Here is a 22,594-nt window from a genome sequence, read left to right on the forward strand (position 1 = left end):
GGAATCAGATCCCTCGCGAGAGGGAGATCAGATGTCGTCGACGCACCAGTCGCCGTCCTTCTTGCGAAGCTTGAAGGTGTTGGTGTCCTTCTCGCCGGCGACGGTGGCCTCGACCTTCACCTTCGCGGTGTCGCCGTCCTCCTGGACATCGACGATCTTGATGTCCGTCGGGATGAACTGCGACGACTCCTTGAAGGCCTCAGCCGGGAGATGGTCCTTGGCGTCGCACATGAGGGCGTTCGCGGCGGCGACGTCCTTGTCGATGAACGCGTCGATGAGCGCCTCGGTGGTGGCCTGGGGACCGCTGCCACCGGTGAGCACCAGGATCAGGGTCACGACGACGCCGACGACCACGAGGCCGATCGCGCCGAAGATCAACGGCTTGTTGTTCTTCTTCGGGGCGCCGTAGGGCTGGCCGTACTGCTGCGGGTATGCGCCCGGCTGGCCGTAGGGCTGCTGCTGCGGGTAGCCCTGCTGCTGGAACTCGCCGGACTGCGGGTATCCACCCGGCTGCGGCTGACCCGGCTGCGGCTGGCCCGGGTGGGGCTGGCCCTGCTGGGGGAATCCGCCTTGCTGGGGGAATCCGCCCTGCTGGGGGAACCCGCCCTGCTGGGGGAACCCGCCAGGCTGCTGCGGGTCACCGCCTGGCTGCGGAGGGAACGGGTAGCCGCCGGGCTGGGGCGGTTGCGACATGGGAGTACTCCTGGGATTGGGCTGGATCACACCCGCGCCTTTCTACACCCCGACGCCGGCTCGATCACTGTATTCGCGTCAAGTTCCGACGGTGAGAGCGGACACTTGGTTCCCTCCGTAATTGCCAACTACTGGCGGTTGCTCGCTATGGGCAACTAACGTGTGGACCGAGCACGGGAGGAACCAATGTCCACCTCGGTCGCCATGCACATGAGCGACGGCCTGTTGAACGCGACGACATCGATGTTGTTCATCGGTGTCGCGGTCCTCGGCCTGGCGGTCGCGGCCGCTCGGGCGCGCGCGACGCTCGACGACCGCACCGCGCCCATGGCCGGTCTGGTCGCGGCGTTCCTGTTCGCCACCCAGATGATCAACTTCCCGGTCCTGCCCGGCGTCAGCGGCCACCTGCTCGGCGGCGCGCTCGCGGCGATCCTGGTGGGGCCGTGGGTCGGCGCGCTCTGCGTGTCGATCGTGCTGGTCGTGCAGGCGCTCGTCTTCGCCGACGGTGGCATCACCGCGCTGGGCGCGAACATCACCAACATGGCCCTCATCGGCACCGCCGCGGGATTCCTCGTTGCGCTGGCGCTGCGGCGGCTCGCCCAGCACGGCCGGGCCGGGCTCGTCGCGGTCGCGTTCATCGCCGCGGTTTTCAACACCGTGCTGGCGTCGGTCGGGTTCGTCGTGGAGTTCGCGATGGGCGGTGAGACCTCGTTCCCGCTGGGCACGGTCGCCGCGACCGTGATCGGGGTGCACTGCCTGATCGGCATCGGTGAGGGCGTCATCACCGCGCTCACCGTCGGCGCCGTCGCCGCGGTCCGGCCCGACTTGGTCTACCTGCTGCGCGGCACCGAGCGGCCGCTGGAACTGCGCACCGCCGCGGGGGTGGCGGCATGAGGAAGCGCGGGTTCTTCATCGGCTTCCTGCTGGTCGCCCTGGTGATCGCGGGCGCCGTGTCCTACCTCGCCGACTCCGACCCGGACGGGCTCGACCACGCGACCATGGTGGGCTGCGAGGTCGTCGAGGTCGACGGCGCCGAGCGGCTCAAGGGCGACTGCATCGCGCAGCGGGCGCGGGAGCACCAGCTCTCGTCGAGCCCCCTGGCCGACTACGCGGTCGGCGGGGACGAGCGGTCGACCGGGATGGCGGGCGTCCTCGGCGTGCTGCTGACCCTGGGCCTGGCAGGCGGCCTCTTCTGGTTGCTGCGCAAGCGATCCACGACCTGAGTGCAGCCCTTCCACCGTCCCGGCGACACCCCGGTCCACCGCCTGCCCGCCCAGGTGAAGATCGTCACAGCACTCGTCTTCGTGCTGTGCGTGGTGGCGACCAGGCGCACCGAGTTCCTGGCCTTCGGGCTCTACTTCGCCGTCCTGGCAGGCGTTTGGGCCGTCGCGCGGATCCCGCCGGGGTGGCTGGCGAAGCGGGCGCTGATCGAGACGCCGTTCGTCATCCTGGCGTTCGCGCTGCCGTTCGTCGCGGGCGGGCCCACCGTGGACCTGTTGGGTGTCACCGTGTCCGAACAGGGCGCGCTCGCGGGCTGGAACATCCTGGCGAAAGGCACCCTCGGCGTCCTGGTGTCGCTCACCCTGGCGGCCACGACCTCGCCGCGTGACCTGATCGTCGGCCTGCAGCGGCTGCGGGTGCCCGCGATGGTGATCACCATCGCCACGCTCATGCTGCGGTACCTGGAGGTCATCGCGGCCGAGGCGCGGCGGATGCGCACCGCCCGGATCTGCCGGGGCCACGACCCCCGGTTCCTGTGGCAGGTCGGCGCGACCGCGCGGGGGATCGGCACACTGTTCGTCCGCAGCTATGAGAGAGGGGAACGGGTGCACCTCGCGATGGTGTCGCGCGGCTGGGCGGGCGCGATGCCCGACGACCCGCGCCCGGTGGGCCGCGGGGCCTGGCTGCTCGGGCTGGTCCCCGCCGTGATCGCCGCCGCCGTCCTGGGAGCCTCGTTATGACCGCGCTGCTCGTCGAGAGCCTCGCCTACGCCTACCCCGACGGCCACCAGGCGCTCTTCGGCGTCGACCTGCGGGTCGAGGAGGGGGAGCGGGTCGCGGTGCTCGGGCCGAACGGCGCGGGCAAGACCACGCTGGTCCTGCACCTCAACGGCGTGCTGACCGCGGGCGCGGGCCGCATCGAGGTCGCGGGCCTGCCGGTGGCCAAGGCCAACCTCAAGGAGATCCGCCGCCGGGTCGGCGTCGTGTTCCAGGACCCCGACGACCAGCTGTTCATGCCGACCGTGCGCGACGACGTGGCGTTCGGCCCGGCCAACTTCGGCCTGCGCGGCGCCGACCTCGACGCCCGGGTCAAGCAGGCCCTCGACGCGGTCGGGATGGCCGAGCACGCCGACCGCTCGCCGATGCACCTGTCCGGCGGGCAGCGCCGCCGGGTCGCCCTCGCCACCGTCCTCGCCTGCGAGCCGGAGATCCTCGTCCTGGACGAGCCGTCGGCGAACCTGGAGCCGGTGGCCCGCCGTGAGCTGGCCGAGGTCCTGCTCGGACTGGACCGCACGATGCTGATGGTCACCCACGACCTGCCCTACGCGCTGCAGGTGTGCCCGCGCAGCGTGCTGATCGACGGCGGTGTGATCGTGGCCGACGGACCCACCCGCGACCTGCTGGCCGACACCGCGCTGCTCGCCGCGCACCGGCTGGAACTTCCGTTCGGGTTCCGCCTCGACTAGGGTTCGCGCCATAACCGAATACCGGGCCGCATGAGTCGGAACGGGAGAGCCTCCACCCTCAGCCACAGGTCGGCACAGGTGGGGCACCGAAGGAGCAAACTCCCCGGAATCTCTCAGGTAAAGCTACCGTTCCAGGCCAGGCCACTCTGGAAAGCAGACGCGACATCCGGCGTCTCACCCACGGTGCAAGCCGCTCTCCGCGGTGAAGCTCTCAGGTGCCATGACAGAGGGGGAGTTCCCACAACGGGACAGGTGTGCCCTGTCGCGTCGTACCCAAGGAGCTCCATGACCCTCGTCCGCACCGTCCACGCCGCCCAACCGGCTGCGAACCCATCTTCGACACAATCACCTGCGCACTCCGCCGCGTCGCATCCGCACGCCGGTCGTGCCACGCTGCGGCGAGCACTGTCCACCCGCGCGCAAAAGGAGACCGAACTTCCATGAGCAACCCCTCCCCGCTGCACGCGGTGCACGAGGCCCTCGGCGCCTCGTTCACCGACTTCGCAGGCTGGGCGATGCCGCTGCGCTACGGCAGTGAACTGGCCGAGCACAAGGCGGTCCGCGAGGCGTCCGGCCTGTTCGACCTCAGCCACATGGGTGAGATCGAGCTGACCGGTCCCGAGGCGGCCCGTGCGCTCGACTACGCCCTGGTCGGGTACCTGTCCAAGGTCAAGCCGGGCCGCGCGCGGTACACGATGATCTGCGACGCCGACGGCGGCGTGCTCGACGACCTGGTCGTCTACCGGCTCGCCACCGACCACTACATGGTCGTGGCCAACGCCTCCAACGCCGCTGTCGTCGCCGAGGCGCTGCGCGAGCGGTCCACCGGCTTCGCCGTCGAGGTCAACGACCGCTCCGCCACCTGCGCGCTCATCGCGGTGCAGGGGCCGACTTCGGCGGAGATCGTGCGCAAGGTGACCGGCTCGGACCTGGACAAGCTGTCGTACTACGCGAGCGTCCCGGCCACCGCCGCGGGCCACGACGTGCTGCTCGCGCGCACCGGCTACACCGGCGAGGACGGCTTCGAGCTGTACTCCGAGGCCGAGCACGCCCAGGACATCTGGAACGCGATCACCGAGATCGGCCAGGACCACGGGCTGGTCCCGGCGGGTCTGGCCTGCCGCGACACCCTGCGCCTGGAGGCCGGGATGCCGCTGTACGGCAATGAGCTCGGCCCCGAGTTCACCCCGTTCGACGCCGGCCTCGGCCGGGTCGTGAAGTTCGAGAAGCCCGGTGACTTCGTCGGCCGCGAGGCCCTCGAGCGCCGCAAGGACAATATCGTGGGAACCGTGCGAGTCGGGCTCACCAGCACCGGCCGTCGCGCCCCCCGACACGGGTACCCCGTTCTCGACGGAGACGGAAACCCGGTAGGTACCGTGACCAGCGGCGCCCTCTCACCGACGCTCGGCCACCCGATCGCCATGGCGTACGTGCCGACCGCTCTCAGCGAGCCCGGCACGGCCCTGGCCGTCGACATCCGTGGCACGTCGACGCCGGTCGAGGTCGTCGAGCTGCCCTTCTACCAGCGTCCCGCCTGATCAGGAGAACAAGACAGAGATGAGCAATCCGGAGAACCTCGGCTACACCGAGGAACACGAGTGGGTCGACCTCGGCGACGCGGGCACCGCAACCGTCGGCATCACCGTTTACGCAGCTGAGGCGCTCGGCGACGTCGTCTTCGTCCAACTCCCCGAGGTCGGCGACAAGCTCGTCGCGGGCGACACCTGCGGCGAGATCGAGTCGACCAAGTCGGTCAGCGACCTCTACGCCCCCGTCAACGGCGAGGTCGTGGCGGTCAACGAGGCCGTCGTGGACGACCCCGGTGTGGTCAACACCGACCCGTTCGGCGAGGGCTGGCTCTTCAAGGTCGCCGTCGAGGGCGACACCGACCTGCTCGACGTCGCCGCGTACAACGCGCTGACCAAGGAAGACTGAGCCGGATGAGCACCTTCGGACAGTCCCTCGCCGAGGTCGACCCCGACGTCGCCGCGGCTGTCGACGCCGAGCTGCACCGCCAGCAGTCGACCCTGGAGATGATCGCCTCGGAGAACTTCGCCCCGGTGGGCGTGCTCGAGGCGCAGGGCTCGGTGCTGACGAACAAGTACGCCGAGGGCTACCCCGGCCGCCGCTACTACGGCGGCTGCGAGCACGTCGACGTCATCGAGCAGCTCGCGATCGACCGGGTCAAGGCCCTCTTCGGCGCCGAGCACGCCAACGTGCAGCCGCACTCGGGCGCGCAGGCCAACGCCGCGGCGATGGTCTCCGTGCTCAACCCCGGCGACACGATCCTCGGCCTCGATCTCGCGCACGGCGGTCACCTGACGCACGGCATGAAGATCAATTTCTCGGGCAAGCTCTACAACGTCGTGGCCTACCACGTCGACCAGGAGACCGGGATCGTCGACATGGCCGAGGTCGAGCGCCTCGCCGTGGAGGCGCAGCCGAAGCTGATCGTGGCGGGCTGGTCGGCCTACCCGCGCCAGCTCGACTTCGCCGAGTTCCGCCGCATCGCCGACTCGGTCGGCGCGCTGCTGATGGTCGACATGGCGCACTTCGCCGGTCTCGTCGCCGCGGGTCTGCACCCCAGCCCCGTGCCGCACGCCGACCTGGTGACCACCACGACCCACAAGACCCTCGGCGGCCCCCGCGGCGGAGTGATCCTCTGCCGCAAGGGACTGGCCAAGAAGGTCAACTCCGCGGTGTTCCCCGGCCAGCAGGGTGGCCCGCTGGAGCACGTCATCGCGGCCAAGGCCGTGGCGTTCAAGATCGCCGCCTCGGAGGAGTTCGCCGAGCGGCAGCGCCGCGTGCTCGAGGGCGCGAAGATCCTGGCCGACCGGCTCTCCCGGTCGGACTGCGCCGAGGCAGGCGTGAAGGTCCTCACCGGCGGCACCGACGTCCACCTGGTCCTGGTCGACCTGGTGAACTCGGCACTCGACGGCCAGCAGGCCGAGGACCGGCTGCACTCGGTCGGCATCACGGTCAACCGCAACGCCGTCCCGTTCGACCCGCGGCCGCCGATGATCACCTCCGGGCTGCGGATCGGCACCCCGGCGCTGGCCACCCGCGGCTTCGACGCCGAGGACTTCGCCGAGGTCTCCGACATCATCGCCGTCGCGCTGGGCCCGGACTTCGACGACACCACCCGGCAGGAGCTGCGCGACCGCGTGGACCTGCTGGTCAAGCGACGCCCGCTTTACCCCGACTTGGGCTGAACAACGCGGCGCTCGGGCCACACCACGACCTGGTGTGGCCCGAGTACGCTGAATTTTGGAAGTGGAAGGTTCGTCGTGGCTATCAGTGTGTTCGACTTGTTCAGCATCGGTATCGGCCCGTCCAGTTCGCACACGGTGGGCCCGATGCGCGCGGCGCTGATGTTCGTCGACGGCCTTTCCGAACGCGGCGACCTCGACCGGGTGGCCCGCGTGCGCGTGGAGCTGTTCGGCTCCCTCGGCGCGACCGGCCACGGCCACGGCAGCGACAAGGCCGTGCTGCTGGGCCTGGAGGGCGAACGCCCGGAAGACATCGATACGGCCTCCGTCGGCCCGCGGGTCGCCAAGATCCGCGAGGAGGGGCAGCTGCGGCTGCTCGGCAGGCACACGGTCAGGTTCACCGAGGACGACGATCTCGTCATGCACCGGCGCAAGTCGCTGCCGCTGCACCCCAACGGCATGACCTTCGCCGCCTGGGACGCCGCGGGCGGCCTGTTCGCCGAACGCACGTACTACTCGGTCGGCGGCGGCTTCGTGCTCGACGAGACCGCGGCCGACGGCCCGGTCATCTCCGCCGACACCACACCAGTCCCGTTCCCGTTCCGCACGGGCGCGGAGCTGATGGAGCACTGCGCGGCCAACGACCTGACCATCGCGCAGGTGATGCTGCGCAACGAACTGGTGTGGCGCACCGAGGCCGAGGTCCGCGAAGGGCTGCTGGCGATCTGGCAGGTCATGCAGGACTGTGTGACGCGCGGCTGCGAGCAGGACGGTGTCCTCCCCGGCGGCCTGAAGGTCCCCCGCCGCGCGAAGGCGCTGCACGACAAGCTGCTGTCCGAGGACGGCGCGGGCGACCCGCTCTACGTCATGGACTGGGTCACGCTGTTCGCGCTGGCCGTCAACGAGGAGAACGCCTCCGGCGGCCGGATCGTCACCGCCCCGACGAACGGCGCCGCGGGCATCATCCCCGCGGTCCTGCACTACTACACGCGGTTCCTGTCGGTGGCCACAGAGGACGGTGTGATCGACTTCCTGCTCACCGCCGCCGCGATCGGCGTGGTGCTCAAGGAAACCGGCTCGATCTCGGGCGCCGAGGTCGGCTGCCAGGGCGAGGTCGGCTCGGCGTGCGCGATGGCGGCGGCCGGCCTGACGGCGGTGCTGGGCGGCTCGGTCGCGCAGGTCGAGAACGCGGCGGAGATCGGCCTGGAACACCATTTGGGACTGACGTGCGACCCGGTGGGCGGCCTGGTGCAGATCCCGTGCATCGAACGCAACGCGGTCGGGTCCACAAAGGCCATCAACGCCTCCCGGATGGCCCTGCGCGGCGACGGCACCCACATCGTGCACCTGGACAAGGTCATCAAGACCATGCGTCAGACCGGCGCCGACATGCACACCAAGTACAAGGAAACCTCGCGCGGCGGCTTGGCCCTCAACGTCATCGAGTGCTGACGGGCACGCGCCCCCGCGCGACCACCAACGCGTGGCGCGCGGGGTCGAGGTCGACGCAGTCGGCGTCGGTGCATTCCACAGCCACCAGGTCGACGATCAGCGTGCCGTGGCAATGCGAGACGTGAGCGAGGCACTCGGAGCAGGTCATGAAGCCCTCCTCTTCTTCGCGCCCGTGCCCTTCGCCGATTTCACCGCCTCTTCCAGCTCATCGCGGGTCATCTTCGAACGTCCCTTGACGTCGAGGTCACGGGCCAGCTTGTCGAGCTCTGCCTTCGTCAGGCTAGACAGATCCTCAGCCGGTTCCGGGGATTCCTCGCGGCGTTTCTTGCGGCTTTCGACGCTCTTGCTCAACGCGTCGAACAGGTCCACGACCTTCGTCGGCTCGCTCGGCGCCTCCTCGGAGACGATCTCGCGGCCTTCCTTCTTGTCCTCGATGAGCTGCTCGACGCGCTGGGTGTACGTGTCGTGGAACTCCTCGGGCTTCCATTCCTCGCTCATCGAGTCGATGAGCGAGATGGCCATGTCGAGTTCCTTGCCCCGCGCCGGGGTGATCTCCGGCATGGACTTCAGTTCCTTGGCCGGGTCGCGCAGGTCCTCGGCGAACAGCATCGTGGTGAGAATCAGCAGGTCCTCGCCGGCGCGCACGACCGTCAGGTATTCCTTGCCGCGCATGACGAACGTGGCGACCCCGGCCTTGTTCGACTTGCGCATCGCCTGCAGCAGCAAGCTGTAGGCGCGGCCGTACTCCTCTTTGGCCGGCGCCAGCCAGTACGTCTTCTGGTAGTGGATCGGGTCGATCGAGTCGATGTCGACGAACGCGGAGATGTCGATCGTGCGGGAGCGGCCGGGCGCGATGGCGTCCAACTCGTCCGGCTCGATGATCACGTAGTCGCCGCCGCCGATCTCCGCGCCCTTGACGATGTCGGAGTAGGCGACCTCCTTGCCGGTGCGCTCGTTGACGCGCTTGTACCGGATGCGGTCGGAAGTGCCGCGCTCGAACTGCCGGAAGCTGATCGTGTGGTCCTCGGTGGCCCCGTAGAGCTCGACCGGGACCGTCACGAGCCCGAAGTTGATCGCGCCGTTCCAAATCGGCCGTGCCACGCTGCCTCCCCGGCAGTAGTTGTCCGTGCTACCCCAGTGTGGACCACATCGGGCCCATCGGTCCTGTTCAACGGTACTGACACCGCACGTTGAGAGAAGGCGTTTCGCCGATCCGACCCCTGGGTAACACCCCTGACAACAGCGGCGAGGGGAGCAGGGTCATGACGGAGATGTCGCGGCTGCCGGGTCCGGTCTCGGAAAGCTGGGACTGGCAGCGCCACGGGTCTTGCCGGGGACTCGACAGCGCGTGGTTCTTCCACCCCGACGCCGAGCGCGGCCAGGCGCGGGCGGAGCGGGTGCGCCACGCGAAGGAGATCTGCAAATCCTGCCCCGTCATCGTCGAGTGCAGGCACCACGCGCTGACCGTGATCGAGCCCTACGGCATCTGGGGCGGACTCGACGAGGGTGAACGCAGGCAGGCCTACGCCCGCCGCCGCATGACCGCCCAGCACGCGGGCGCCCGCCACTAGGTCGGGTCGGCGAGACCTTCCCGGAGCTTGCGCAATGTCCGCGTGAGCAGCCGGGACACATGCATCTGCGAAAGTCCGAGGTGTTCGGCGATCTGGGTCTGGGTGTCGTCGCGGAAGTAGCGCAGCGCGAGGATTCGCCGTTCACGCTCGGTGAGCCGCGCGATGAGCGGCCGGAGCGACTCCACGAAGTCGACGCCGTCGAGGGCGGTGTCGGGCACGCTGAGTGTCTGGTCGGTCTCGGTGGGTGCCTCGTCGAGTGGGACGGAGTGGTAGCTCTGGCCCGCCGCGAGGCCCTCGTAGACGGCGTCGACCGGCAGGTCCAGGTGGTTCGCCAACTCGCTGGGCGTCGGCGCGCGTCCCAGCCGCTGCGACAGCTCGTTGCCCGCGTCGCTCAGCGCGAGGTGCCGTTCCTGCAGTTTGCGCGGGACCCGCAGGGACCAGGCCGTGTCGCGGAAGTAGCGGCGGACCTCGCCCATGATGGTGGGCACCGCGAAGGTCAGGAAGTCGTAACCCCGGCTGGGGTCGAACCGGTCCACCGCGTGGATCAGGCCGACCAGCGCCACCTGCGTGAGGTCCTCGTGCGGAACCCCCCGATGGGTGAATCGCAGGGCGATGTGCTCGGCCAGTCCGGCGTGCCCGGTCACCAGCGCGGCCCGTAGTTCGGCGTGCCGGGGATCCTCCGGATCCAGCAGCGCCTTCTCCGCGAACAGGGGGGCGAAATGCTCGTATTCGTGCCCCGGCCTGGTCTCGGCGGGTCGGGTGGTGACGGTCAAGGCCACACCTCGGATGGCTCAGCGTCCAGGCGGGGTGGTCCGCCCGTCACCAACGGTAGGTATGCGCCCCACCTCCGACAACTCGAGAAGTCACAGGTCGGCTACCGCGTCGAGCAGTTCCCGACCGTCCAGCAGGACGCGGTCGTTGTGCCGTGCGCCCTCGACGATCACCGTCCGGGCATTCGCGGCGACGGCGACCTCGGCGCTTTGCTCTGGCGGCACGATCTCGTCCTCGGCGCCGTAGACGACGGTCGTCGGCACACCCAGCCCACGCGCGGTCTCGGCGACCGGGAAACGGTCGCGCAGCAGGGCGCGGACGGGCAGGAACGGGTAGTGCACGGCGGCGACCGAGGGCAGGTCCACGAAGGGGGAGCGGAGCAGGAGGCCACGCGGTGGATGCGCCCGGGCCAGGCGGGCCGCCACCGCCGCACCCAGACTCTCGCCGAAGTACACCAGCCGATCCTGGGTGACGCCTTGCCTGAGCAGGAAGTTGTGAGCCGCTTTCGCGTCCGCCGCCAGGCCGTCCTCGGTGGGATCGCCTGGGTTGCCGCCATAGCCGCGGTAGTCGACAAGCAGCACGCCGTGTCCCCGCGCGCGCAACGCCACCGCGAGCGGGATCCGCGCCGAGCGGTCGCCCGCGTTGCCCGGCAGCACCAGCACCGTGGTCCCCGGGCCGGGCGCGTACCAGCCGGTGAGGGTCAGGTTGTCCTCGGTTCGGTAGGTGACCTGGTGCCCGCCGGGTATGACGTTGGCAACATCAGGCACCTGGCCGGTCGACGGCAGGTAGATCAATCGGCGCTGAAACAGGTACGCCAAGCCCACGACCAGCACAACCACGACGACGACGCTGGTCAGCCCGAGCAAGAGTGGACGCGGCACTTCGCCAGTGTGCCGCCGGGGGTCATATCGTGGACATATGAGCACACATTTCGACGTGGTGGTCCTCGGGGCCGGCCCGGGTGGGTATGTCGCGGCGATCCGGGCCACGCAGCTCGGGTTGAAGACGGCGATCATCGAGGAGCGCTACTGGGGCGGCGTCTGTCTCAACGTCGGCTGCATCCCCTCGAAGGCGCTGCTGCGCAACGCCGAGCTGGCGCACCTGGTGCAGCACGAGGCGAAGACGTTCGGCATCCAGGTCGACGGCACCGTGAGCTTCGACTACGGCGCCGCCTACCAGCGCAGCCGCACGGTCGCCGAGGGGCGCGTCAAGGGCGTGCACTACCTGATGAAGAAGAACGGCATCACGCAGTTCCAGGGCAAGGGCACGTTCACCGACGCCAACACCATCGAGGTCGCGCTGAACGACGGCGGCACGGAGACGGTCACGTTCTCCAACGCCATCATCGCCGCGGGCGCCACGACCCGGCTGCTGCCCGGCACCTCGCTGTCCGAGCGCGTGGTGACCTACGAGGAGCAGATCCTCGCCTCGGAGCTGCCCGAGAGCATCATCATCGCGGGCGCGGGCGCGATCGGCGTCGAGTTCGCCTACGTGCTGCACAACTACGGCGTGAAGGTCACCATCGTCGAGTTCCTCGACCGGATGGTGCCGCTGGAGGACGAGGAGGTGTCCAAGGAACTCGCCCGCCGCTACAAGCGGCTCGGGGTCGAGGTCCTGACGGGCACCCGCGTCGAGTCGATCGACGACACCGGCGCCCGGGTGAAGGTCACGGTGTCCAAGGGCGGCAAGGAGCAGGTCCTGGAGGCCGACAAGGTCCTGCAGGCCATCGGCTTCCAGCCCCGGGTCGAGGGCTACGGCCTCGACCGCACCGGGGTGAAGCTGACCGAGCGCGGCGCCATCGACATCGACGGCCGCTGCCGCACCTCGGTCCCGCACATCTACGCGATCGGCGACGTCACCGCGAAGCTCATGCTCGCCCACGCCGCCGAGTCCATGGGTGTCATCGCCGCGGAGACCATCGCGAACGCGGAGACCATGGAACTCGACTACGTCATGATCCCGCGCGCGACGTACTGCCAGCCGCAGATCGCCAGCTTCGGCTACACCGAGGCCCAGGCCCGCGAGAAGGGCTACGACGTCGAGGTGGCGAAGTTCCCCTTCACCGCCAACGGCAAGGCCCACGGCCTCGCGGACCCGGTGGGCTTCGTGAAGCTCATCAGCGACAAGACGCACGGCGAGCTGCTCGGCGGGCACCTGATCGGGCCCGAGGTGACCGAACTGCTGCCGGAGCTGACCCTGGCCCAGCAGTGGGACCTGACGGTGCACGAGATGGCCCGCAACGTCCACGCCCACCCGACGCTGGGTGAAGCGGTCAAGGAGGCCATCCACGGCCTCGCGGGACACATGATCAATATGTGAGTGCCGCCCGCCGCGGCCCGGGCAACCGGGTCGCGGCGGGGTTCGGCTCGGCGTCGAGCCGTCAGTGTTTCGCCCGTCCCATTCGGACTGAGTTGTCATCGCACCCAGTCGGGGTAGGCCATTCGGCCGTCAGGGCCGCCGGATCCGGCATGTTGATCTCTGTCCGGTGTGGACAGCCCACTTCTGTTTTGTATCAACGACAATCGCCGTGTTACTGATCAAGTCCGGTGATGGTCGTCACCCGTTCAGACGCTTGCCGTGACCGCGTTTCGCGATGCAGGATTCCGCGCGTCTGGCTGTGCGAGCTGTCGCACTGAACTGGGGAGCTTTCCGAATGAGACGTCGCTTCTGGCTGCATGCTGCCCTTTTGCGCCCGGCCGCGCCGGAGTGCACGGCGGGACGGTTCCATCGGTGGCTCTCCGCGTTCCTCATCGCGGTGCTTGTCATCAGCCTCGAGGTCGGCGCTGTCTCGTCCGCCTCCGCTGAGCAGCCGAAGCCCGCCTCCGCACCGGCGCAGGTCGACGAAGCCGCCGACATCCCCTCGGCGCGCGCGACGGCCCGGTTGCGCGGTAAGCGCATAGAGGCGCTGTCGGAGCGCACGGAGTCGACCTCCACTTGGGTCAACCCGGACGGCACCCGGACCACCGAGCTCAACGCGGGCCCCGTGCGCGTGCGCAAGGGCGACACCTGGGTTCCGGTCGACCTCACCCTGGTCAAGAACGCCGACGGCACCATCCGCCCGACGGCCCACCCCCGTGACCTCGCGATCGCGGGCGGGGGCGCCGCCACCCAGCCGCGCGACCTCGCCTCGGTGACCGCCGCCGACGGCCAGGTCGCCCTGCAGTGGTCCGGCCCGCTGCCCGAGCCGGTCCTGGCAGGCGACACCGCCACCTACCCCGAGATCCAGCCCGGCATCGACCTGCAGGTCAAGGCCACTCGCACCGGCTTCCAGCAGTTCCTGATCCTCAAGCGCAAGCCCGGCAAGCCCGTCTCCTTCACCCTGCCGCTGCGCGCCGACGGCGTCTCTCTGCGCACCGACGCCGACGGCAACACCGACGTCGTCGACAAGGCGGGCACCACGGTCGGCTCCGTGCCCGCCGCGCAGATGTGGGACGCGCGGATCGACGGTCAGAGCGGCCTGCTCACCAAGCCCGCCAAGGTCAAGCAGCGCAAGAACGCCAAGCCCAAGGTCAAGACCGCCCAGGGCAAGGACCGCGAGACCGTCGACATCACCGTCGAGCCCGCCGACGGCTACCTCGACGACCCGAACGTGAAGTACCCGGTGACGATCGACCCGGGTGCGACGATCTGGGCCAACTTCGACACCTTCACCCAGTCGAACATCACCAGCTCCGACCAGTCGGGCATGGGCGAACTGCGCCTGGGCACCTACGACGGCGGCGGCACGAAGGCGCGGTCGTACCTGCACTTCGACATGAGCCAGTTCCGCGGCACCAAGATCATCGAGAGCAAGCTCTGGCTCTACGCCACGCACTCCTGGTCGTGCAGCCCGAACAACTGGGAGGTCTGGAGCACCCCGCTGGTCGGCACCGGCACCCGCTGGTCGAACCAGCCCGCGCCCTGGGCGCACTGGGCCACGCCGAACGTGACGACGGGCTACAGCGCGTCGTGCAACGACGCCTGGGTGAACGTCGGCATCACCAACCTGCAGCAGGCCTGGTCGGACCAGGGATTCACCAACGCGGGCGTGATGCTCAAGGCAGGCGACGAAGGCAACTCCTACGGCTGGAAGAAGTTCTCCTCCGCCGAAGGCGGCGCGGTGCCGCACATCGACGTCACCTACAACACCCAGCCCAGCTCGGCGACCGGTCTCAACGTCAGCGACCGCGGCGACCACGGTGGTGTCGTCTACACCCGGTCCCTCACTCCGACGCTGAGCTACCCGGTCCACGACCCGGACGGCGACGTCCTGCACCCGACGTTCTACGTCTACGAGGGCGACTCCCTCATCGCCACCCACTCGGTCGGCGCGGTCAACTCCGGCGGCGTGGCGACCTGGAAGCTGCCGGAAGGCTTGCTGCAGAACGGAAAGACGTACAAATACCGCGCGTCGGCGCACGACAACCGCATCTGGGCGGGCGACGGCTACGTCTCCATCCGCAACAAGCTGGGCGGCCGGGCGATCGACGTCCCCGGCTGCGGCACCGCCCCGGGGACTGTGCTGCACATCTGGGACTACTGGGGCGGCGGCTGCCAGCGCTGGAACATGACCCACCTGGGCGGCAACACCTTCGCCTTCGGCGGCCGCGACTCCGGTCACGCCATCGACGTGGCGAACTGCTCGGTGGACAACGGCGCGAGTGTGCAAATCTGGAACTACTCCTACGGAAACGTGTGCCAGCAGTTCATCTTGGAGAACGTCGGCAACGGCGAGTACAAGATCCGCGGCAAGCACTCGAACAAGCCGCTCGACCCGATCGGCTGCAACGGCAACAACGGCTCCCGCCTGGTGATCTGGGACGCCTACGCGGCGGACTGCCAGATCTGGCGGCTCGACGTTGCCCCCGACTCGGGCACTACCGTGCAGTGGCGTGACTTCACCGTCGACACCAACGCGCCAGGCGCGCCGTTCGTGTCCTCTTCGGACTACCCGAGCGACAACAACTGGCACAAGGCGGCCAACCAGGCGGGCACCTTCACCTTCACCCCGCCGACCGGCCTGACCGATGTGGCGGGCTACGTCTACGGCCTCGACGTCACCCCGGCCACCGAGGTCGCGGCGGGCGCCGACGGCAAGGCAACGCCGTCGATCACGCCGACGACCGACGGGCAGCACCTGCTCAACGTCCGCACGAAGGACAAGGCGGGCAACCTCTCCGCGATCGTCACCTACAAGTTCAACGTGGGCCGCGCGGGCCTGGTGCGACCTTCGGACGGCTCGCGGGTCGTGTCCCGTGTTCCCCTGCAGGTGCAAGGGGAATCCGTCTTCACCCACGTCAAGTTCGCGTGGCGCCGCGGCCCCGGTGCGGCCGTCGAGGCCGACATCCCGGCCGCGAACCTGACCAAGGCCGACGGATCGCCGCTGGGCACGGGCTTCGTGCCGCTGTCGAGCCTGGGCGGTTCGGCCACGTGGAACGCGGCCGACACCCTGGGCCTGGCCGCGGGTGTGGTGCAGGTCAAGGCGATCATGGCCACCGACGCCGCGGGAACCGGCGCCTACGCCACGGTGTGGCGCACGGTGACCGTCGACCCGAGTGCCGAGGGCGCGGAGTCCGAGGGCATCGCCGACGGCTCGCTGAACCTGCAGACCGGTGACTTCTCACTGTCCACAACGGACGCCCAGGAGTTCGGCCTCTCGGTCTCGCGAACGTCCTCCTCGCGTGACCCGCGGGCCGGTTTCCAGCTGCAGCACCAGCGGCTGAGCACCAACCAGCAGAAGGTGTCGACCGACACCAGCGGGTTCAACAGCTACACCGCGCTCGTGGCCAGGGCCACCGACCGGGGCCATGACAGCACCGACTCGGTCGTGCTGACCCCGCAGGCGAGCGGTCCGTGGGGCGGCGACACGTATGCCGCCGTCGGCGACGACATGAACGGCGGCTTCCGCCTCGGCATGCGCGCCGGGCGCACCTATCGGCTCTCCGGCTGGATCTACGTCCCCGCCGCCACGGGCCTGACCCCGGCCGACCCGCGCGGGCTGCGGATCGTCGGCTACGTCAAGAAGAGCGACGGCAACTACGTCCCGACGATGAGCGAGCAGCCGAAGCTGACCGACGGCTGGGTGCAGCTCAGCGTCGACATGGCGGTCCCGGCGGGCGCCACCGAGGCGTTCGTCCGGCTGTACAACGGAATGGCGATCGGCAGCGGCAAGCAGGTCTTCTTCGACGACCTGTCGGTCCGCGAGATCACCGCGCCGTTCGGCCCGCAGTGGGAGACCGGCACGTCCGCCGACTCCGCCGCCATCGACTACACGCGGCTGGACTTCCCCGAGGAGAACACCGTCCAGGTCGAGCTGGTCAGCGGCTCGAAGGTGTGGTTCACCAAGGCCGCGAGCGGCGCCTACTTCCCCGAGCCCGGCGCCGAGGACCTCACGCTGACGATGGAGGGCGCGAACTACCGGCTCACCGAGACCGACGGCACCGTCACCATCTTCAGCCAGGCCACCGCGGGCGGACCGTTCCTGGTCTCGAGCACCACCCCGCCCGCCCAGGCGGCGACGACCCGGTACGCCTACGAGTCGGTCGAGGACCAGGTGCGGATCAAGCGGGCGATCGCCCCGCTCGAACCCGGGGTGGGCGACTGCACGACGCCGACCCCGGCGCGGGGCTGCGAGGTCCTGGAATACGACTACGCGGCGACCACGACCGCGACGTCCACCGCGGTCGGCGACTTCACCGGCCAGGTGCGCGCCGTGTCGGCCTGGACGACGAACCCGGCCACCGGGGCGTCGGAGAAGGTCGAGGTCGTCCGCTACGCCTACGACGACGCGGGCAGGCTGCGCGAGGTCTGGGACCCCAGGCTCTCGCCACCGCTGAAGACGCTCTACAACTACGACGCCGCGGGCCGGGTGGTCCGGGTCGACGCGACCGGTGACCTGCCCTGGTTCTACGACTTCGGCAAGGTCGGCGCCGACACCAACGAGGGCAGGCTCCTCAAGGTCCGGCGACAGACCCTGCAGCAGGGCAGCGCCGACGTCGTCGACGGCGAGATCGCGACGACCGTCGTCTACAACGTGCCGCTGACCCGCGGCGCGGGCGGCCCGTACGACCTCGACGGCGCGGCGGTCGCGGCCTGGTCGCAGACCGACGTCGCCACCGACGCCACCGCGATCTTCGGCCCGGAGGACCCGGTGTCGACGCACAACGCGTCGGCCACCGCCCCCGGCCCGGACGGCTACCGCGCGGCGACGGTCCACTACCTCAACGCCTCCGGCAAGGAGGTCAACACCGCCACCCCCGGCGGCGACATCGACACCAACGAGTTCGACCGCTTCGGCAACACCGTGCGCGTGCTCGAAGCGTCGAACCGGGCCCTCGCCCTCGGCCTCACCCCGGGCGCGGACGCGAAGCTGGCGGAGCTGGGCCTGGCCCAGTACGACACCAGGACCCGCGCCGTCTGGCTCGACGGGCAGACGACCTACAGTGCCGACGGCCTCGACGAGCTCACCTCGCTGAGCCCGATCCAGCGCATCGCGCTCGACAACGACCCGAACCAGATCGTCAACGCACGGGCACGGGAAACCAACACCTACGACGAGGGCAAGCCCGACGGCACCGCCTACCACCTGGTGACCACCGAGCGGACCAGCGCGCAGGTCGTCGGCATGACCGAAGACCAGGACGTCAAGGTCACGAAATCCTTGTACGACGCCCAAATCGGCGGGGTGTCCGGGTGGAGCATCCGACACGCCACCCGCGTCATCCTCGACGCCGAGGCGCCTGCGAACTCCCTGGGCTCGGCCACCACCGCGGTCCGGTACGACGCCCAAGGCCGGGCCAGGGAATCGCGCAAGCTTGACTCGAACGGCACAGACGCGGGCACGACGCTGTCGGTGTTCTACACAGCGGGTGCGAACCCGGATGACGCGTCGTGCGGCAATCGGCCCGAATGGGCGGGGCAACCGTGCGTGACCCGGCTGGCAGGTGCGGTGACCGGGCACGACCCGTCCCGGATGGCCGGTGAGCTGTCGGTCAAGCGGGTGGAGTCCTACAACCGCTTCGGCGAACCCGACCGCATCGTCGAGACCGCCGCGGGGAAGACCCGTACGACGGTGACCACCTACGACGCCGCTGACCGGGTTCTGACCATGCAGATCACCGGCGACGTCGGCACGCCGGTGCAAACGATCAGCACGACGTACGACCCGAACACTGGTGACGCGCTGACCACGTCGTTCGCCGACGGCACCACGATCCGCCGGGCCTTCGACAAGCTGGGCCGCGTCACGAGGTACACCGATGCCGACGGCGGATGGACCGCGTCGGAGTTCGACCGCTTCGGCAAGCCGGTCAAGGTGAGTGACTCACTGGGCACCACTCAGACGTTCGTCTACGACCGCGCCGCCGAGCCGCGAGGCCTGTTGACCTCGATGACGGACAGCGTGGCGGGCACCATCTCGGAGAAGTACGGCCCCGACGGTCAGATCGTCGAACAGGGCCTGCCGGGCGGTGTGCGCCTGACGGTCACCTCCGACCCGACTGGAGCGCCGCGGGAGCGGACCTACACCCGGGCATCGGACTCCACGCTGATCGCCAACAGCACGGTAGTGGCCAACATCCGCGGCCAGGTCATCCAGCAGAACGGTCCGGCCTCGGCGAAGACGTTCAACTATGACCGCTGGGGCCGGTTGACCACGGCCAAGCAGGTGTCCTCGGCGACCGGAAACTGCACGGTCCGCTCGTACACCTATGACCGCCGAGCCAACCGCACCGGCAAGTCGACCCGCGGGGGTACCTCCACCACCTGCCCAGGTGACTCCGACCCCGCTCAAACGGAGTCACACACGTATGACTCCGCGGACCGCATCACTGACGCGGGCTACGTCTACGACGCTTTCGGCCGGATCACCTCGACGCCGTCCGGAGTGGTTAACAGCTACTACACGAACGACCTCGTGTCCGCGCAGGAGACGGCGGACTCCAGGATGTCCTGGACCCTCGACCCGGCCTTGCGCTTCCGCCAATTCACCGCCGAGAAGAAGGTCAACGGCACTTGGGCGAACGCTGTCACCAAGGTCAATCACTATGGCGCCGACGGTGATGACCCGCGGTGGATCGTCGAGGACGCCACCCAGGCGAACAACGTTACTCGCAACGTGGAAGGCCCGGACGGAGATCTCGCCGTCACCACCGCGTTGACCGGCGGAGCCGTCCTGCAGATGACGTCGCTGCATGGCGATGTCATGGCAACGGTCCCGGTGGACCCGGCAGCGGGCACGATGACCGGCGCGGTGACAGTCCTCGACACCGACGAATTCGGCATGCCGTCCGCGGAGACGCCTGCGGCGGCCACCGCCCGCTACGGCTGGCTCGGTGCCAAGCAGCGCTCGGCCGAGGCATTGGGCGACGTCATCTTGATGGGCGCCCGGCTCTACGACCCGGCTACCGGACGTTTCTGGCAGCAGGACCCCGAACCCGGTGGCAACGCCACTCCGTATGACTACTGCGGTGGCGATCCGGTCAACTGCACGGACCTGGATGGACGGTGGGGCTGGTTCAAGAAGGCGTTCACCGCGGTCGCGAACGTGGTGGCGAAGGTCGCCGAGGTCGCGTCGTACATTCCTGGACCGATCGGTTCGATCGCCGCGGGTGTCTCGGCGGTGGCGTACGCCTCAGTGGGCAACTGGTCCAAGGCCGGGGAGATGGCCCTCACGGCGGCGGCGAACCTGGTCGGTGCCGGGGCGATCGTCAAGGTCGGGGCCAGGGTCGTCAAGGCCGCCGCCAAGACAGCGCCCAAGGCGTCCGCACGCACGGCCAAGGCCAATCGGACGGCGGGTGCGAGCTGTCAGATCAACTCGTTCACCCCCGAGACGTTCGTCGTCATGGCCGATGGCTCGTCGCGAGCGATCGGTGAGATCGTCGAGGGCGATCTCGTCCTCGCGACCGATCCGATCACCGGGGCGAAGTCGGCGCAGCCGGTCCTCGAGCAGATCGTCGCCTACGGCGCCAAGCATCTGATCCGAATCGGCCTCGGTGACTCAGGCAGTGTCGTCGCGACCACGGGTCACCCGATCTGGGTGGTCGGCAGCGGATGGACCGACGCGAAGGATCTGCGGGCGGGCAGCACGCTGCTGAGTGTCGATGGCTCGCACATCCGCGTGCGGTCGGTCGACGACCTGGGCATGGTCGAGGACACCCTCGTCTTCAACCTCAACGTCGCCAATACCCACACCTTCTCGGTCGCCGATGGAGATGCGACCGCCCTCACGCACAACTGCAGACACGGAAAGCAGTACGGCGCGGGCAAGAAGTTCACCAAGGCCAGCAAGGCCAAGATGACCGCGGCGAACAAGAAGAAGAACGGCGGCGTCGAACGCTGCGACTACTGCGGCGTGGCCGTCACCCCGGCCAAGCGTTCCAGCCGCGGCAAGACCCCGCCGAGGAATGAGCGCCAGTACGACCACCGCAAAGCGAAGTCCAAGGGCGGGATCAACTGTCCGTCCTGCAACGGGGCCGTGGCCTGTCGGGTCTGCAACCGTGACAAGTCGGACAAGCCCCGTAGGCGTCGGGGATAGCATGGGAGCCATGAAATCCAAGCCGAAGCCATCCCGGAAGGTCTACACCACCAAGCCGGTGGTGGAGGGCGAGCGGGTGGTCTGGGTGTGTCACGACGAGGACGGTGACTGGCAGTTCTTCGGCGAGACGTACGTGTGCGAGGACGACGGGCGAATCATCCACCTCGGACACCTGCTCGACCAGGACGAGTCACTTCGCCAGGTGCTGCACATGCCGATCGGCTTCGCCGCGACCAGGAACGATGAGACTTCCGGCTGGGATATCGCTCCGTACGAGGAGGATGACGACGACGAGGAGGACTGACCTCGGTCGTCCACGGGACCCAGGGTCACGGCGGGTGGCATGTGTCCGAATTGCGATCATGCCCGCCTGACGATGGAGGAGAAATGTCATTCCTGGGTTCACACTCGGTCGCTGAGACAGCCGAGCCGTACTCTGCCGACACCGGCATGGTCAGTGGCATTTACCGGCCCGCCGGTGAGATCGAGGCTCTGGTACGCCCAACGACGACGTCCCGGTTCGTGGCGACCGGCTCGACGACCGACGGCAAGTTCGGAATGTTCCGCTGGGAGATGGCGCCACACGCCGGGGGTCCGGCCGCGCACTTCCACCGGACGTTCTCGGAGTCGTTCTACGTCCTGGATGGGACTGTTCGCCTGTTCAACGGGGAGACCTGGGTCGACGCCACCGCCGGTGACTTCCTCTTCGTTCCCGAGGGTGGCATCCACGCCTTCCGCAACGACTCCGACGAGCCCGCCGACATGCTGATCCTCTTCGCGCCCGGCCCGCCCCGGGAGCGGTACTTCCAGGAACTCGCCGAGGTCGCCGACAAGGGACTGCAACTCAGCCAGGAAGAGTGGGTCGACCTGTTCGCCCGGCACGACCAGTACATGGTGTGAGGGACCGCGGCGCCTTCGCCCGCGGTTCCCTACGCTGCAACCCATGAAGCACGTCGTGACGATCGAACTGCGGGAGATCAAGCCGAAGCAGCTCCGCAAGGCGCTGGCCGAGCACCTTCGGCGTCAGGGTGTCGACGCGCGGGACATCGACGCCATGGGAACGCGCGACCTGCTGGGTGAGGTCATGCACGAGCTGACCTCCCAGCTGGCCGCCATCGTCGAGGACACCGCCGAGCTCACCGTCCGCGGCTGAACAGTCCTATGTGGACGCGACCGGAGCGGGCGCCGGAACCGTCCACCCGATCTGGTTCGCCATCTTGGTCAGGGTCTGCACCATGTTGTCCCGCAACATCTGCGCCCGCGCCTCGACGATCGCGTCGGCGTGGTCCGGGTTCTGCGCCGCCAGGGTCACCAGGTGGCTGCCGCCGTGGCCGTGGACGAAGGTGTGCGTGATCAGGGTTCCGCCGTCGGGCAGGGGCGAAAGCTCGTAGCTCCAGGTGGACGAGGGCTGGTCGGTGTCCTGGTCGAGGCCCTTCACCATCCAGGTCACCATGTTCGGCTTGGCCACGGCGACGATCTTCCCGGTGACGTCCCAGGTCCAGTCGCCCATCTGGTTGGTGGCCGCGAATTCGGAACCGGGGCCCACCGGCGCATCGCCCAGCCAACCGGCCTGGACGCATTCCGGGCTCCAGGAAGCCATGCGGGGAATGTCCGAGAGGACTTCCCACACCTCGCTCGCCTCGGCCTGGACGGGAAACTCGACCGCGATCTTCATCTCGGTGATCTTCACAATCCGAGT

General features: G+C 69.0%; 20 protein-coding genes and 1 riboswitch. Of the genes, 14 read left to right on the plus strand and 6 right to left on the minus strand.

Annotation, left to right across the window (positions count from 1 at the left end; translation table 11 throughout):
- Nucleotides 1-27: 27 nt before the first annotated feature.
- Nucleotides 28-693: an Rv0361 family membrane protein gene (locus C8E96_RS20405; RefSeq protein ID WP_091374813.1), complete on the minus strand. Its 666-nt coding sequence runs from the start codon at nt 691-693 to the stop codon at nt 28-30.
- 186 nt (nt 694-879) lie between these two features.
- On the opposite strand from C8E96_RS20405, the gene C8E96_RS20410 reads away from it, so the two are divergent.
- The 8 genes from C8E96_RS20410 (at nt 880) to C8E96_RS20445 (ending at nt 8,040) form a co-directional block, all read left to right on the plus strand.
- A complete protein-coding gene (locus C8E96_RS20410; protein ID WP_091374816.1) occupies nt 880-1,587 on the plus strand; it encodes an energy-coupling factor ABC transporter permease in 708 nt (235 codons plus the stop codon).
- On the plus strand, nt 1,584-1,916 hold the full coding sequence (locus tag C8E96_RS20415) for a PDGLE domain-containing protein (protein WP_091374820.1): 333 nt from the start codon (nt 1,584-1,586) through the stop codon (nt 1,914-1,916). The genes C8E96_RS20410 and C8E96_RS20415 overlap by 4 nt, the downstream gene beginning before the upstream one ends.
- A complete protein-coding gene (cbiQ, locus tag C8E96_RS20420) occupies nt 1,917-2,654 on the plus strand; it encodes a cobalt ECF transporter T component CbiQ (RefSeq protein ID WP_091374824.1) in 738 nt (245 codons plus the stop codon). It abuts the gene before it with no gap.
- Nucleotides 2,651-3,379, plus strand: coding sequence for an energy-coupling factor ABC transporter ATP-binding protein (locus C8E96_RS20425; RefSeq protein ID WP_091374829.1), 729 nt, complete (start codon nt 2,651-2,653; stop codon nt 3,377-3,379). The genes cbiQ and C8E96_RS20425 overlap by 4 nt, the downstream gene beginning before the upstream one ends.
- Nucleotides 3,380-3,410: 31 nt before the next feature.
- Nucleotides 3,411-3,518: riboswitch (glycine riboswitch) on the plus strand.
- Nucleotides 3,519-3,819: 301 nt separating this feature from the next.
- Nucleotides 3,820-4,917 (plus strand): glycine cleavage system aminomethyltransferase GcvT, encoded by a 1,098-nt coding sequence (gene gcvT / locus C8E96_RS20430; protein WP_091374831.1) that lies wholly within the window; start codon nt 3,820-3,822, stop codon nt 4,915-4,917.
- 19 nt (nt 4,918-4,936) lie between these two features.
- Nucleotides 4,937-5,314, plus strand: a complete 378-nt coding sequence (gcvH, locus tag C8E96_RS20435; protein WP_091374834.1) for a glycine cleavage system protein GcvH — start codon at nt 4,937-4,939, stop codon at nt 5,312-5,314.
- A gap of 5 nt (nt 5,315-5,319) precedes the next feature.
- The gene (glyA, locus tag C8E96_RS20440) at nt 5,320-6,591 is read left to right on the plus strand and encodes a serine hydroxymethyltransferase (RefSeq protein ID WP_091374838.1); all 1,272 of its coding nucleotides are present in this window, start codon (nt 5,320-5,322) and stop codon (nt 6,589-6,591) included.
- 75 nt (nt 6,592-6,666) lie between these two features.
- The gene (locus C8E96_RS20445; RefSeq protein ID WP_091374841.1) at nt 6,667-8,040 is read left to right on the plus strand and encodes an L-serine ammonia-lyase; all 1,374 of its coding nucleotides are present in this window, start codon (nt 6,667-6,669) and stop codon (nt 8,038-8,040) included.
- Here the strand turns inward: C8E96_RS20445 and C8E96_RS33425 are convergent.
- Nucleotides 8,027-8,188 (minus strand): hypothetical protein, encoded by a 162-nt coding sequence (locus tag C8E96_RS33425; protein ID WP_166658059.1) that lies wholly within the window; start codon nt 8,186-8,188, stop codon nt 8,027-8,029. The two genes, C8E96_RS20445 and C8E96_RS33425, sit on opposite strands and share 14 nt — an antisense overlap.
- Entirely contained in the window at nt 8,185-9,141 is a 957-nt protein-coding gene (gene ku / locus C8E96_RS20450; RefSeq protein WP_091374844.1) for a non-homologous end joining protein Ku, read from the minus strand. Before ku ends, C8E96_RS33425 begins: the two co-directional genes overlap by 4 nt.
- 161 nt (nt 9,142-9,302) lie before the next feature.
- Between ku and C8E96_RS20455 the strand changes: the two genes are divergently transcribed.
- The gene (locus C8E96_RS20455; protein WP_091374847.1) at nt 9,303-9,611 is read left to right on the plus strand and encodes a WhiB family transcriptional regulator; all 309 of its coding nucleotides are present in this window, start codon (nt 9,303-9,305) and stop codon (nt 9,609-9,611) included.
- Here C8E96_RS20455 and C8E96_RS20460 read toward each other — a convergent pair.
- Together C8E96_RS20460 and C8E96_RS20465 are read right to left on the minus strand one after the other, a co-directional pair.
- Complete coding sequence (locus C8E96_RS20460; protein ID WP_091375590.1) at nt 9,608-10,384, minus strand: SigB/SigF/SigG family RNA polymerase sigma factor; 777 nt, start codon at nt 10,382-10,384, stop codon at nt 9,608-9,610. The genes C8E96_RS20455 and C8E96_RS20460 overlap by 4 nt on opposite strands.
- Nucleotides 10,385-10,474: 90 nt before the next feature.
- Entirely contained in the window at nt 10,475-11,263 is a 789-nt protein-coding gene (locus tag C8E96_RS20465) for an alpha/beta hydrolase (RefSeq protein WP_228769882.1), read from the minus strand.
- Between the two features lie 37 nt (nt 11,264-11,300).
- Here C8E96_RS20465 and lpdA point away from each other — a divergent pair, with 37 nt between their 5' ends.
- From lpdA to C8E96_RS20490, 5 genes are all read left to right on the plus strand, one after another.
- Nucleotides 11,301-12,701 carry a dihydrolipoyl dehydrogenase gene (gene lpdA / locus C8E96_RS20470; protein ID WP_091375593.1) on the plus strand — a complete coding sequence of 467 codons (1,401 nt, stop codon included), beginning with the start codon at nt 11,301-11,303 and terminating at the stop codon, nt 12,699-12,701.
- A gap of 334 nt (nt 12,702-13,035) precedes the next feature.
- Nucleotides 13,036-20,895, plus strand: a complete 7,860-nt coding sequence (locus C8E96_RS20475) for an RICIN domain-containing protein (RefSeq protein ID WP_166658060.1) — start codon at nt 13,036-13,038, stop codon at nt 20,893-20,895.
- A 10-nt stretch (nt 20,896-20,905) separates the two neighbouring features.
- A complete protein-coding gene (locus tag C8E96_RS20480) occupies nt 20,906-21,199 on the plus strand; it encodes a hypothetical protein (protein ID WP_133794616.1) in 294 nt (97 codons plus the stop codon).
- 146 nt (nt 21,200-21,345) lie between these two features.
- Nucleotides 21,346-21,795, plus strand: a complete 450-nt coding sequence (locus C8E96_RS20485) for a cupin domain-containing protein (protein ID WP_091375596.1) — start codon at nt 21,346-21,348, stop codon at nt 21,793-21,795.
- A 43-nt stretch (nt 21,796-21,838) separates the two neighbouring features.
- A complete protein-coding gene (locus C8E96_RS20490; RefSeq protein ID WP_091374859.1) occupies nt 21,839-22,048 on the plus strand; it encodes a hypothetical protein in 210 nt (69 codons plus the stop codon).
- A gap of 6 nt (nt 22,049-22,054) precedes the next feature.
- Here the strand turns inward: C8E96_RS20490 and C8E96_RS20495 are convergent, their stop codons facing one another.
- Nucleotides 22,055-22,585, minus strand: a complete 531-nt coding sequence (locus C8E96_RS20495) for an SRPBCC family protein (protein ID WP_091374862.1) — start codon at nt 22,583-22,585, stop codon at nt 22,055-22,057.
- Nucleotides 22,586-22,594: the final 9 nt, after the last annotated feature.

It is taken from the genome of Actinokineospora alba, from assembly GCF_004362515.1.
Classification (GTDB): Bacteria; Actinomycetota; Actinomycetes; order Mycobacteriales; family Pseudonocardiaceae; genus Actinokineospora; species Actinokineospora alba.